11 protein-coding genes are annotated in these 12,721 nt (G+C 52.7%); 8 read left to right on the top strand and 3 right to left on the bottom strand.

The window, feature by feature from the left end; translation table 11 throughout:
* Positions 1-66 precede the first annotated feature (66 nt).
* Together roxC and HNQ57_RS01315 are read left to right on the top strand one after the other, a co-directional pair.
* On the top strand, positions 67-2,550 hold the full coding sequence (gene roxC, locus HNQ57_RS01305) for a putative rubber dioxygenase RoxC (RefSeq protein ID WP_184460819.1): 2,484 nt from the start codon (positions 67-69) through the stop codon (positions 2,548-2,550).
* Between the two features lie 306 nt (positions 2,551-2,856).
* Positions 2,857-3,192 carry a hypothetical protein gene (locus tag HNQ57_RS01315; protein ID WP_184460820.1) on the top strand — a complete coding sequence of 112 codons (336 nt, stop codon included), beginning with the start codon at positions 2,857-2,859 and terminating at the stop codon, positions 3,190-3,192.
* A 106-nt stretch (positions 3,193-3,298) separates the two neighbouring features.
* On the opposite strand, the gene oadA is transcribed toward HNQ57_RS01315, so the two are convergent.
* Positions 3,299-5,113: a sodium-extruding oxaloacetate decarboxylase subunit alpha gene (gene oadA, locus HNQ57_RS01320; protein ID WP_184460821.1), complete on the bottom strand. Its 1,815-nt coding sequence runs from the start codon at positions 5,111-5,113 to the stop codon at positions 3,299-3,301.
* 17 nt (positions 5,114-5,130) lie between these two features.
* The gene (locus HNQ57_RS01325; RefSeq protein WP_184460822.1) at positions 5,131-6,546 is read right to left on the bottom strand and encodes an acetyl-CoA carboxylase biotin carboxylase subunit; all 1,416 of its coding nucleotides are present in this window, start codon (positions 6,544-6,546) and stop codon (positions 5,131-5,133) included.
* Positions 6,547-6,739: 193 nt separating this feature from the next.
* Between HNQ57_RS01325 and HNQ57_RS01330 the strand changes: the two genes are divergently transcribed.
* The 4 genes from HNQ57_RS01330 to HNQ57_RS01345 all read left to right on the top strand — a co-directional run bounded on the left by HNQ57_RS01330 (position 6,740) and on the right by HNQ57_RS01345 (position 10,613).
* On the top strand, positions 6,740-7,645 hold the full coding sequence (locus HNQ57_RS01330; protein ID WP_184460823.1) for a LysR family transcriptional regulator: 906 nt from the start codon (positions 6,740-6,742) through the stop codon (positions 7,643-7,645).
* 70 nt (positions 7,646-7,715) lie between these two features.
* Entirely contained in the window at positions 7,716-9,293 is a 1,578-nt protein-coding gene (locus HNQ57_RS17795) for a YbjQ family protein (protein WP_226968255.1), read from the top strand.
* Complete coding sequence (locus HNQ57_RS01340) at positions 9,293-9,763, top strand: YbjQ family protein (protein WP_184460824.1); 471 nt, start codon at positions 9,293-9,295, stop codon at positions 9,761-9,763. The genes HNQ57_RS17795 and HNQ57_RS01340 overlap by 1 nt, the downstream gene beginning before the upstream one ends.
* A gap of 7 nt (positions 9,764-9,770) precedes the next feature.
* The gene (locus tag HNQ57_RS01345) at positions 9,771-10,613 is read left to right on the top strand and encodes a M48 family metallopeptidase (protein WP_184460825.1); all 843 of its coding nucleotides are present in this window, start codon (positions 9,771-9,773) and stop codon (positions 10,611-10,613) included.
* On the opposite strand, the gene HNQ57_RS01350 is transcribed toward HNQ57_RS01345, so the two are convergent.
* The gene (locus HNQ57_RS01350) at positions 10,610-11,296 is read right to left on the bottom strand and encodes a class I SAM-dependent methyltransferase (RefSeq protein ID WP_184460826.1); all 687 of its coding nucleotides are present in this window, start codon (positions 11,294-11,296) and stop codon (positions 10,610-10,612) included. The two genes, HNQ57_RS01345 and HNQ57_RS01350, sit on opposite strands and share 4 nt — an antisense overlap.
* Positions 11,297-11,355: 59 nt before the next feature.
* On the opposite strand from HNQ57_RS01350, the gene HNQ57_RS01355 reads away from it, so the two are divergent.
* Positions 11,356-11,733: a cereblon family protein gene (locus HNQ57_RS01355; RefSeq protein ID WP_184460827.1), complete on the top strand. Its 378-nt coding sequence runs from the start codon at positions 11,356-11,358 to the stop codon at positions 11,731-11,733.
* 51 nt (positions 11,734-11,784) lie between these two features.
* Positions 11,785-12,471, top strand: coding sequence for a pseudouridine synthase (locus HNQ57_RS01360; RefSeq protein WP_221301532.1), 687 nt, complete (start codon positions 11,785-11,787; stop codon positions 12,469-12,471).
* Positions 12,472-12,721 lie beyond the last annotated feature (250 nt).

Here is a 12,721-nt window from a genome sequence, read left to right on the forward strand (position 1 = left end):
GCACCATCCATACCCAGGGCGATACCAGCACAAACGACGGGTAGCACCGATCTTGAGGAATAGCAGATGAACAATAACAGCCACTCGCTTCTACGACTTAGTCTACTAGCTGTCTTTTCGATCAGTGTTGCGGCCTGTGGCGGCGGGAGCACCGGCGCGCCCCAGGGAGCGGTTACTACACCTCCAGTAGTGGATAGTGGCGAGCCAAGTACATTTGCCAGCACCGAACAATATTTTAGCGAGCGTGTCACTCCGCGCATGGATTACTGTCGAAACTGCCATGTCCCCGGTGGCGTCGCCGACACCGACGATGGCAAACGCTTTATGCTCGGCACTAGCAGTAATAGCGACTACCTCAATACCTTCGAGGCGTGGCAGGTGTTGGGTAAGGGCGTCGCAAGCAACCGCATATTAGCCATGAATGCCGACCCTAAATTAGCCCACAGCGGCGGTAAAAGCTGGCCGGTCGGCAGCCCGGCTTACCAAGAAATAACCACACTATTAGGTTGCTGGGACAAGCCTGACAGCTGTCTATTGAAAAGTGACAACACTACAGTCGAGCAGCTGCCCTTGCTGGGCAGCCGTCGCGCCGCGCATCGCTGGGCGGAGTTTTGCGCAAACAATAGCGACGACGCGATACTCCCAGCCGACCCACGCAGCTTAATTCAACCAGGTGTAAATCAGGGCAAGGCAGTTTTTTTTAATGCTTACTGGGAAGATTGTCATGCCAACCTCCCTGCCGAGGAACAACAAGCCAAGACCTGCGGAGAATATCGAAGCCGTCGTGATCGCGGCCTGCAATTTCTCGTCGACGAATTACCCGTAGGTACGGTCTCCGCCGCGGACTTTGATAACACGTGGAAAAAATGGGGCTTAGCATCCCGCCCTGATAATTTTGAAGAGCTGTACACATTGCGCTATGGCATGAACTACGCACCTTTCGATAACCCTTATCCGCGCAATGGCGAAGACCCCAATCAAAGCAACGGCGGCTCAGGCCAATTGCCCTTGGGCCTGCGCCAAAATAAAGACGCCGACGGTAAGTGGACTGGCACCATCGGCAGTGCCGCGTGCTTTCTCTGTCACGGCGGCCAAGTTGGCGATCCACGCAAAGGCGATAGCGTGCACATTGGTATAAGCAATATTGGTTCCGGCAATAATAATTACGATGTACTGATGTCGGCCAAAGATGGCTCGCCTTTCAATGGCCTGGTGTTAGTAGAAGACGCCTTGCCACCAATGGATATTAATGCGGTTTTCAATATTGGCATTAAACAGCGCGGTCAAAACAATGCGGTCGGCGCCTTTGAATTTTTGGTCACCTTACTCGATTACGACTCCCTCGGTGTGAACCCCAACCCCTTAAAAAGTGTGACTGGCGGCAGCGCCCAAGGTGTGCAAGATGTCGCCCACCCCCTCGCCCACACTCAAGACACCCCGCCGTGGTGGAATATGGGTATGCGCCCGCGCAAGTTTTTTGACGCAGGGGTATCCAATGACAGCACACGAATCATCATGGCCGCCGGGCCGGGTGAGCTAAATGAAATTTTTTCCCAAGACGGCGCGCCCTACCGCAATCGTATCGAGTTGTGGGATCAGGACCTAGAGGCTTATTTCCTATCACTTGAGTCGCCGGAGTACCCCGGCGAGGTGAACACCAGCCTCGCGGAACAAGGCGCTATTTTATTCCACAACAAAGATCTTTGGGCGGAAGAAGGCAATGCCGCACACCCTAAACCACTGGGTGGCAATGGCTCCTGCGCATCATGCCACGGCGTGTATTCACCGCGCTTTGCTAACGACCCCAACTTTTTGGAATCACCGGTGTTAGAAGGCGTTGCCGGACATATTTCCCCCCTAAACGTAATCAACACCGACCGCGCCCGCTCAGATATGCTCACACCCACTCTGCGCCAAGGCTGGGACACCACTTATTGGGGCTATACCGACGGCGTTGAGGGTTGGGTCGCACCAGAAGACAAAGACCCACTAACCGAAATGCTAGACGACATGATGCCCATTGCGAGTCGCCCACAAGGCTTATGCGGCTGGGAAAAGGACGTAATCGGTTATCAGGCGCCACCGCTATACGGCATCTGGGCGACGGCACCCTACTTTCACAATGGATCAATACCCACACTCGCGCAGTTACTCGACTCCAGCAAACGGCCCGCAATTTGGCGGCGTGAGATCCAGCAAGACGGCGCTGTGAAAGGCTTTAACCAAAGCATGGCAGCTTACGATCACAACGCCATAGGGTGGAAACACGACGAGCTAGTGTGCGCCGATATTCCCGGAAATCCATTAAGCAACTGCAACCCGGTTGACGATAAAGGACCATCACTGACCCAGTTGGCGCAGAGCTATTTAAACAGCACGCTGAGCTGGGCTGGCTTAGTCAGCATCCCTGACCCCGCTCCCGGTTCTTTTGATAAACGACTTATCTACGACAGCCGAATTTTAGGCAACGGCAACGGCGGTCACAGCTTTAGCGATGTACTCAGCGATGCCGAGCGCAAAGCAATTATCGAATACCTTAAAACACTCTAGTTAATTCATTTCCAAAAAAAAGCCCACTTATTCAGAGTGGGCTTTTTGCGCTCAAGAGCTCAGTAAGGCCTCGGCTTCTACTCCGGCGCGATTTCCACTAACACCTCACCCGGCGTTACCCGGTGACCTTTCTTGACAAAGATATCAACTATCTTACCGGCTATTCGAGCCTAAGCACTATAAATCATAGGCGTAAACATCGAACCCTAACTTTCGCATGCCCAGATTCGACAATAGCATGCTGATCTAGTACCTAACGATTTTCGTAAGCTTTCATGTATCTTAAAAAAATCTGAGGCTGCTGGTATGAAAAAATTTATTGTTGAAAGCTACGAACTGGTAATGGATAGCAGTAAGAACCCCCTTCGCCATCTCGATCTCGCGTCGCAACACTACACTATGCAGGTTCTAGCGTGGATGTGGAGTATGGTGTTTTCACTGAGTTTCTTGTCAATATTCTATTTTCACTACGTATGGCTAGGCCACTTATTGGTATTGGGTGGCATCTGTTTCACGGTAGGTGTGTTCCGCTCCGCAGAAAATACTCGCCTGCAATTAGCCTGGGCACAAAACGAGGCTGTTTCAAAAGAAACGTACAGTCATGCCTCTGCCTGCACTTGGAAGCTAGATAAGGAAGCGTAAAAACTACGTTTTTGAATAGCAAAAGCCCCTGTATGTTTTACCAAAAACGTAAACATACGGGGGCTATCTGCTAACTAAACTGAGTTTTAAAAACGGATTACCGCGCTTATTCCGCTTCTATCTCAATAAGCACTTCACCCGGTGTTACACGGTCGCCCTTCTTAACAAAGATATCAACAACCTTACCGGCAATAGGCGCCTGTACCTCAGCTTCCATTTTCATGGCCTCGGTAACCAATACCGCCTGCCCCAGTTTGACCACGTCACCAAGCGCAACCAGTACTTCCACAATATTGCCTGGCATATTGGTGCTCACGTGGCCAGGCTTGCTGGCAGCGCCGCGACCACCACCGCCCTCAGCCTTGTATTCATTCAAGGCCTCGAACACTACTTCTTCCGGCATGCCATCTAAGGTCATGTAAATATGGCGTTTGCCTGTACCTTTAACACCCACACCGGTAATGGCCACCTGATAGCTTTCACCGTGCACATCAATCACAAACTCGGTTGGTGCGCCGCCGTCAGATACCGGACGCGAACCTCCACTACCAATCGGCTCTAAGACCTCAGGCGTGAGGGTGCCCGCTTCACGTTCAGTGAGGAATGCGCGCCCCAAATCAGGGAACATAGCAAAGGTTAGAACATCTTCCTCAGACTTAGCTAAGGCCCCAACATCAGCGCGCAACTTGCTCAGTTCAGGCGGCAAAAGATCGGCTGGGCGCACATCAATCACATCTTCGTTGCCAATTGCCAGCGCCCGCAAATTTTTGTCTACCGGCGCTGGTGCGGCGCCGTAGTGGCCTTGTAAATAGCGCTTAACCTCATTGGTAATCGTGGTGTAGCGCTTGTCGGCAAGAATATTCATTACCGCCTGAGTACCCACAATTTGCGAGGTTGGCGTTACCAGTGGCGGGTAACCAAGGTCTTTACGCACCGCAGGGATTTCTGCAAACACATCGCCAATGCGGTGTAAGGCGCCCTGCTCTTTTAGCTGGTTCGCCAAGTTCGACATCATGCCGCCAGGCACTTGGTTGATCTGCACGCTAACGTCTTCGCGGGTGAATTCGCTTTCAAACTGGTGGTATTTTTTGCGAACCCCCCACAGCTGGCTCGCAATATTTTGCAGGGCGGGCAAATCTAATCCGCTATCGCGCGGTGTGCCTTTAAGGGCCGCCACCATGGTTTCGGTTGCCGGGTGGCTGGTGCCATTAGCAAAGGCCGACATTGCGGTGTCGATAATATCGATGCCCGCTTCGACAGCCTTGAGCTGGCACAAGCCCGCCAAACCCGAGGTCATATGCGAGTGTAAGGCGAGCGGTACTTTCACTTCGAGTTTAAGCGCCGCAATCAACTCTGATGTGGCCGTGGGCGTAAGCAAGCCAGCCATGTCTTTTATCGCAATGGAATCCACCCCCATATTGACCATGTCGAGCGCTTGCTGCACAAATTTGGCGGTAGTGTGAACGGGACTGGTGGTGTAGCAAATGGTGCCCTGAGCGTGCTTACCCGATTTTTTAACGGCAGCCACCGCCGTTTCTAAATTGCGCACATCGTTCATGGCGTCAAACAGCCGGAAAATATCCATGCCGTTGTCAGCGGATTTTTGAATAAAGGCCTCTACCACATCGTCGGCGTAGTGGCGGTAACCCAGCAGATTCTGACCCCGCACTAGCATTTGCAATTTGGTATTGGGCAGCGCCTCGCGCAGCTTACGCAAGCGCTCCCAGGGATCTTCTTTCAAGAAGCGCACGCAGGCGTCGAAGGTTGCTCCGCCCCACACTTCCAGAGACCAGAAGCCGATCGCATCTAGCTCAGCGCAAACCGGCAGCATGTCTTCGGTACGCAGGCGCGTGGCGATCAGTGACTGGTGGCCATCGCGCAGGGCAACATCGGTGATTAGAACAGGTTTAACTTGGCTCATGATCAATATCCTTTGCGTTATAGGCCAGCGTGGGCGGCAATTGCCGCGGCCACGGCGAGGGCAATATCTTCTGGGCGGGTTTTGTCCGAGTACTGGGTCAGCTCGGGATGGCTTTCAACAAAACTGGTATCGAAATTACCGGCACGAAAGTCCGGGTGTTTTAAAATTTGTTGGTAATAGGTCGCGGTGGTTTTCACACCCTGCAGGCGCATATCGTTCAGTGCCCGAGAACCGCGATTTAACACCTCTTCCCAGGTCAGACCCCACACAATCAACTTTAAGCACATAGAGTCAAAATACGGCGGAATGGTGTAGCCCGTATAAATAGCGGTATCAACCCGCACCCCGGGGCCACCCGGCGCGTAGTAACGGCTAATTTTGCCAAAGCTGGGCAAAAAGTCGTTCTTAGGGTCTTCTGCGTTAATACGAAATTGCAGGGCGTAACCGCGATAAGAAATGTCTTGCTGGCGGTAGGCCAAGGGTAAGCCCGAGGCAATGCGAATCTGCTCGCGCACCACATCTACACCGGTAATTTGCTCGGTAATGGTGTGCTCTACCTGTACCCGGGTATTCATTTCCATGAAATAGATTTGGTTGTCGGCCAGCAAAAACTCCACCGTGCCGGCATTTTCATAGCCCACCGCTTCGGCTGCGCGCACCGACATATCGCCGATATACGCGCGCTGTTCTGGGGTTAACTGTGGCGACGGCGCGATTTCAATCAGCTTCTGATTACGGCGCTGAATTGAGCAATCTCGCTCAAACAGGTGAATGACATTGCCGTGGCTGTCGGCCAGAATTTGGGCTTCGATATGACGCGGATTAACAATGCACTTCTCCATAAACACATCAGCGCGACCAAAGGCCTTGGTAGCCTCGGACACCACGCGATCGTATTGACGGCGTAAATCTGCCTCGCTGTCGCAGCGACGAATACCGCGACCGCCGCCACCCGAGGTGGCCTTGAGCATTACGGGATAGCCAATGGTTTTGGCGAAGCTCACGGCTTCTTCCACGTCGGCCAAGTTACCATCGGTGCCCGGCGTGACCGGCACGCCAGCGGCCGTCATGGCCCGCCGCGCTTCAGTTTTATCACCCATGCGCCTAATGACTTCAGCGCTGGGACCAATGAAGGTAATGCCGCGCTCGGCACAGACGTCAGCCAATTCCGCATTTTCTGAGAGGAAGCCGTACCCAGGATGCAGGCCATCACAGCCCGTTTCTACGGCAAGCGCAACCAATTTCCTTGGGTTCAAATAGCCTTCTAAAGGATCGGCGCCAATATTGTAGGCCTCATCGGCACGCTTTACGTGCAAGGCAAAACGATCTGGCTCGGTGTAGATCGCTGCAGAACGTATGCCCATTTCAGCGCACGCTCGGACAATACGCACCGCGATTTCACCGCGATTGGCGATCAGGATTTTTTTCAACATAGCTGAACTCCCTATTGGGGAAGAATTCCCCCCTAAGCTCGTCTTGCAAGCGCCCAAACAAACACTGCAAAGCAATACACCTAGATTTGTATGCAGCCACCGTACCGAAAAAGCGTTAGAATAAAAAATTAATAATTGTATTGCTCAGTATAAGCAATAGCTTATATCTCGACATTGGCGCTGGGGAATTAAAATGGATGTCAGTTATTTAAACCGCCTCACCCTGCGTCAATTAGACGTATTCTTGGCCGTGTGCCAACATCGCAGCTATTCCAAAGCCGCACTGCAACTGGCGCTGACACAACCTGCCGTTAGCTCCCAGATCCGCAGCTTAGAAGAAGTGGTCGGCCAAGCCCTGTTCGATTATTTAGGCAAGCAACTGTTTTTAACCAGCGCCGGTGACGTTATGCTCCGCGCAGCCAGAGACCTAAAACAGCGCTTGGTACACCTTGAAATAGAATTAACGGAGCTTCATGGTCGCTTACAGGGCAGCCTTAATATTGCCATTGAATCCAGCGCCGAATATTTGTTACCGGCGTATATCAACGAATTCTGTGCACTGCACCCAGACGTTAACATCAGCCTGCACGTCGTTAATCACCAGCGCCTACTGGAGCGTCTTAACGACAATCTCGACGACCTTGCGGTAATGACCCAGGTACCCGAGGGCCGCGCCCTGATCTACACCCCCTTTGCCGAACACCAACTGGTGGTTGTCACTCACCCCCGCCACCCGCTCGCTAACAACACGGCAGTCAGCTTAATTGAATTACTGGAATACCCGGCGTTAATTCGCGAGGCGGGCTCAGGCACTCGGCAAATTTTTGAAAACTTCTGCCGCCAACACGGCTGTATCATTCAACGTCGTCGACAGATGGGCAGTCACCAGGCCATAAAAATGGCACTGGCCAGCCCCGACCACTTTGCCGTGCTTCCGCAAGCCATGGTTGCCCACGAGATTACAGCAAAGCAACTAAGCGCTATTGCCATTGCAGGCTTTCCGATTCGACGCTCCTGGTGCACGGTCTACCCCAAGGGCAAGCACCTAAACCCGCTAACCAAGGCCTTTCACGACTTTCTTCACCAACACAATATTTAGGGCTCAAACAACATTGCCAGCCTGCCGCGACTCCCCTAAGCTCTTAGCCAAAGGAATACTGGATTTGTAAATGGACAAGGAAATCAAACCGGTAACCGCGCTGCTGATCATTCTCATCTTCGTCGCGCCCATTGCGGTGCGCTATTGGGCTGGCGGTGAACACGCACTTGCCAAAGTCGGCGCCTATTTCCTTCAAGAAGATGCCCTAGGCCAACTCAGCTTACAAGCAGACCACCTGTTAGTTAGCGTGGCCGACCACGGCGTTCATGAAGACGTTTTTGACTTCACCCTCTTTATAAACACGCCGGACACTGCCGACATAATGGGTAATATCGCCTATTTCGCGAACAACGACGTACTACTCAGACTCAGTTCGGCCGACTACGGCCCAGACAGCTATTTAAGCTTGGCTAGCAGCCCAAATGCCGACGTTGAAGCCTTACGCCGCAGACTGAGCGACACCAGCAGCAGCCCTGCGCCACTCCTGCGCTGCGACCTCAAATCCAAACGCTGCCAAAACTTCCACAGCATTCAGGCGCCGTGGCGCTACCGCGTCTATATCGACACCACCAACAACATGTATTTAACCGAAGGCACCACCCACAAAGTTCGCGCGTTCAGCGACACGGGTCAGGCGCTCGGCAGCATCGAACAAGGCATACTCTTTCCCAAGCGCATCCGCCCTTATAAAGACGGGCTTTACCTTGTCGACACCAATCACCGCAGCCTGCACTTTTTAAATAAAGCCAGTCACTTCAGCGACACCAAGCATCAGCTTAAATTTGAGCGCGATACCGAGAACAACCGCCAGTGGTTACTCGATGCCGTCTATTTCGACACCCAGTGGTGGCTTATTTTGGCAGGCGATGGCATGCGTAACACCGCGCTCTACCGCGCCAATCAAGACGGCAAAATACTCAGTCAAATCCCGCTTAGCGCAGCAGCAGAGCCTTTCGATTTATTGATACACCAAGGCCACCTACTGGTTAGCGACCTGCACAGCGGCGCGGTTTACCAGCTAAGCCAACACGGCCAACTCATTGACACCATCCATTCCCCAGCCATCGCCAATTACTTTGCAGAATTAGCGGCAAGCCGTGCTTACTACCAAAACATTATTCATCTCTGCCACCTCGCCCTCGGCCTACTCGTTATATGCGGCATTGCCAGCGCAACCATCATTGCCCGTCGCCACCGCCAAGCCAACCCCAAAGTGCGTTATGATCCCAGCGCGCTACCCGCTTATTTAAACCCGCGACAAGCGCTCTACCAACCAAGCGCTAATCCAGAATCTGTCTATTCACTCAAGGAAACCGCAATGAGTAATTTTTTAATCAGCAATATCGAAATCATTCCCGGCAAAAAAGTCACTCAGCACCTTGGTCTCGTTATGGGCAGCACGGTGAGAGCTAAGCATGCGGGCAAAGACTTTATGGCCGGGCTAAAGAATATTTTTGGTGGCGAGTTGGGCGGTTATACCGAGCTATTGTCTGAAGCCCGCACCGAGGCCACCGAGCGCATGACCGAGCAAGCCAAGGCCATTGGCGGTAACGCCGTTATCAATGTGCGCTACTCCACTTCCTCAATTACCGCAGGCGCCTCCGAAATTTTGGCCTACGGCACTGCGGTTTTTCTTGAGGACAAATAATGGAAGCCCTCTTTCAAATTGGTATTTTTGCCCTATTGCTCGGCCTTGGCTTTATCTTCGGTCGCCGCGCCGAAGCAAAACATTATAAAAGCATCTTCGCCAGAGAAGACGCCCTACGCGGCGTAATTGTATCGACAGACCGCTTCCCGCCGGTTGAGTTTATGAACCACCACTCGGGCTTGGTGAGTGGCAATGTAGTGATCTCAGTCGATTATTTCAAAGTCGTCTCCGCTGGCCTACGAGGCATTGTTGGCGGCCGTATACGCAGCTACGAGACCCTGCTCGACCGCGCCCGCCGCGAGGCTTTACTACGTATGCAGGAGCAAGCACATGCCGCTGGTGCCGAGGCCATTATCAACACCAAGATCGAAACCAGCCGCATATCCGGCAATGGCAATAAAGGCATCGCCTCGGTTGAAGTACTCGCCTATGGCACCGCCTTAATCCCCCAACCCGCCAAAACAGGCTAAGGCTGAGATGTCCTTTGCAAAGCAAAATCCCAAAATCCCCGAAGGTATTAACACATCAAGTGAAAATCCCTTAAAGGAATTCACTATTCTGCTCGGCGGAATACTGTTCGTCATTTGCGCCATTGCTGCCCTGCTGCTGATATTTTCACATCAATTGGCACCACACATTCCCTTTCGCTACGAACAAGCCTTAGTCAATAAATTTAGCGAACTCACCAGCGACAATAACAGCACTGAACAGACAATGATCGACGCCGAGCTTGCACTCCAAGAACTCGGCCAGCAGCTCGCCGACAAATCGGCGCTAGCACCCGACATAGAGCTGCATTTCCACCTACTCGATGAGCCCGATGTACCCAACGCCTTTGCCACTTTGGGCGGCCATATTTTTGTCACCACCGGCTTGCTGCGCGAAGTGCCTTCAGAAAATGCCCTTGCCATGGTGCTAGCTCATGAAATTGCCCACATTAAATTTCGCCACCCCGCCCAATCCATTAGTGGCGGCTTACTAGTACAAATATTTTTAAGCATAGTGACCGGCCAAAATGCCGTCGCGCTGCAAGGCACCGTGCAACAAGCGGGCATCATGACCGTGCTCGGCTTTAGCCGAAAAATGGAAACCGCCGCCGACCGTGCAGCGCTCAGCACCCTAGAGCAACACTATGGCCACTTGGCTGGCGCCGAAGTCTTCTTTGAGAAGATTTTAGCCAAGCACCAACAAGCCAGCTGGCAGGCGATATTCGCCAGCCACCCCGATATGCAAAAGCGAATTGAACAAATTAAAAATCGAACAAGCAGTCGACCAAAATTAAAGACAAGCCCCATAGACCCACGACTACGCAACTTTTAGGCATCTACGCCTGAGCAGCCCCAATATAAATTAACCTTAGAAAACTCATCAGATTCAGCCAAATCCGGCACGGTGGTGGCGCGCTGATACGCCAACCATCCGTAGCCCTCAAACTGAAAATTCCGCACCCGCGAGTCGGCAATAAGCACTTGCGGCGCCCGCGCTAAAAACGCCGGTAATAACAGGAAATTGCTTTTATCATATAAAACGTCGGCCACGAGAATGAGATCGTATTGCTCATTACTAGCAAAGAAATCGTCGCTGTATTCCAGCGCTACGCCATTCAAGTCGGCGTTGGCGCGGCTGGCCAAAAGGGCATCGGGGTCGAGGTCGCAGGCAATCACCGAGGCCGCGCCCGCCAGTTTGGCGGCAATACCCGCCACCCCCGAGCCACTGCCAAAGTCCAATATGCGTTTGCCCTGTACAAGATGGGGATTATCTAAAATATAGCGTGCCAACACCTGACCACTGGCCCAGCAAAATACCCAATAGGCGGGGTAATTCATAATGCGCTGGGTTTGCTCTGGACTCAGGTCTTGTTGGGGATAGTCAGCGCTGAGCAGCCACAACTTCATCTCCGGCACTTCCGGCAAGGCAGTGCTCGCCAGTTGCGCATTGGGGATATATTCCTGTAATCGCAAGGTGAGGATCTCGCAACCTGTCGCCGAAGATGCTTGCTGCAAAGCGCATTTCCTTCTATGTTAGAGGTGTGTGTGATGGCGATATTTTAGCGGAGTGTGCTATGAGTGGCCTACCAATAAAGCAATTAGTTCATGATGTTCTGCTGCAAGTTCACGAGGCAGATCAGCACCAACTCATTTACTGTCAAGACTGCCAACGGCCAGTCACCGCCGAGAATTATCGGGTGCAGGTGCAAGGCGAACACCAACATCATTTTGTAAATCCCGACGGCGTGGTATTTGAGCTAAGCTGCTTTCAGGCAGCGCCAGGCTTGATTATTGCCGGTAAAGCTACCGACCACTACTGCTGGTTTCAGGGCTTTGAATGGCAGTACGCCCACTGCGAGTACTGCACCACCCAACTGGGTTGGTATTACGAGAACGCCTTAAGCGAATCCTTTTTCGCCTTGATATCCGGCTATTTACGCGCCGGAAAATAGCCGGCGTTTTCCGGTATACTGGCCGCCAATTCTCTGCAATCAACCAGTCTAATGAGCGCCAGCCCAGAAAACCCCAATGCCGATTTTATTGTGCCCTATTGCGAAGAGGCCATTGGCTATCTGCATTGCGACGATGACCTGCTCATTATCAACAAGCCCGCTGGCCTGCTGTCGGTGCCTGGCCGCCACCCCGACAACAAAGACTGCTTAATTAGCCGCGTTGCCGAGGTCTACCCCGACGCCACGATTGTTCACCGTTTAGATATGTCGACTTCGGGCCTAATGATTATTGCCCTACACAAAGACAGTCACCGCGCCCTGAGCCGCTTATTCCAAGACCGTAAAATCGAGAAAGAATACCAAGCCATAGTCTACGGCGAGCTTGCCAGTATTGAGGGTTTTATCGACTTACCGCTGGCCTGCGACTGGCCCAACCGACCCCGCCAAGAACTCAATTTTGTTTACGGCAAAAAGGCTCAAACCCATTACCTGCGCCAAGGCATTACCGAAGGCGGCCACAGCCAAATACTGCTCACACCGATTACCGGCCGCTCCCACCAATTGCGGGTGCACACCGCCAGCATTGGCCACCCCATATTAGGCTGCGAATTTTACGCCCACCCTGCAGCAAAGGCCGCCGCAGGTCGGCTGTTACTGCACGCCTCGCGCCTGTGCTTTACGCACCCCTACACTGGCGAAATACTGGATATTCAGCACAGCGCCGAATTTATCAATTAAAGTCTACAATGAGCGTTTTGGCGTGCTTATGGTAAAAATCAGGCAGGACACTTTATGGCATGGCAGCTTTTCCAGCGCAAACACTGGCAGGTGCTGGTAATAAGCAGACGGTCAAAAATACGTGATACGCTGCATTGACTTGTTAGCGCCAACTATTTCCGATGTGGCGCGCCGGAAAAAACGCGACATCGCGCCTGTTTCATCGCGACAGCGTTCTTCCCAGCTTACTTTCAGTCCAGCAGCACCACAA

This window comes from Zhongshania antarctica (assembly GCF_014202945.1).
GTDB lineage: Bacteria > Pseudomonadota > Gammaproteobacteria > Pseudomonadales > Spongiibacteraceae > Spongiibacter > Spongiibacter antarcticus.

Coding starts and splice junctions, on each gene's coding strand:
- roxC (WP_184460819.1), top strand. CDS start 67: ATGAACAATAACAGCCACTCGCTTCTACGACTTAGTCTACTAGCTGTC.
- HNQ57_RS01315 (WP_184460820.1), top strand. CDS start 2,857: ATGAAAAAATTTATTGTTGAAAGCTACGAACTGGTAATGGATAGCAGT.
- oadA (WP_184460821.1), bottom strand. CDS start 5,113: ATGAGCCAAGTTAAACCTGTTCTAATCACCGATGTTGCCCTGCGCGAT.
- HNQ57_RS01325 (WP_184460822.1), bottom strand. CDS start 6,546: ATGTTGAAAAAAATCCTGATCGCCAATCGCGGTGAAATCGCGGTGCGT.
- HNQ57_RS01330 (WP_184460823.1), top strand. CDS start 6,740: ATGGATGTCAGTTATTTAAACCGCCTCACCCTGCGTCAATTAGACGTA.
- HNQ57_RS17795 (WP_226968255.1), top strand. CDS start 7,716: ATGGACAAGGAAATCAAACCGGTAACCGCGCTGCTGATCATTCTCATC.
- HNQ57_RS01340 (WP_184460824.1), top strand. CDS start 9,293: ATGGAAGCCCTCTTTCAAATTGGTATTTTTGCCCTATTGCTCGGCCTT.
- HNQ57_RS01345 (WP_184460825.1), top strand. CDS start 9,771: ATGTCCTTTGCAAAGCAAAATCCCAAAATCCCCGAAGGTATTAACACA.
- HNQ57_RS01355 (WP_184460827.1), top strand. CDS start 11,356: ATGAGTGGCCTACCAATAAAGCAATTAGTTCATGATGTTCTGCTGCAA.
- HNQ57_RS01360 (WP_221301532.1), top strand. CDS start 11,785: ATGAGCGCCAGCCCAGAAAACCCCAATGCCGATTTTATTGTGCCCTAT.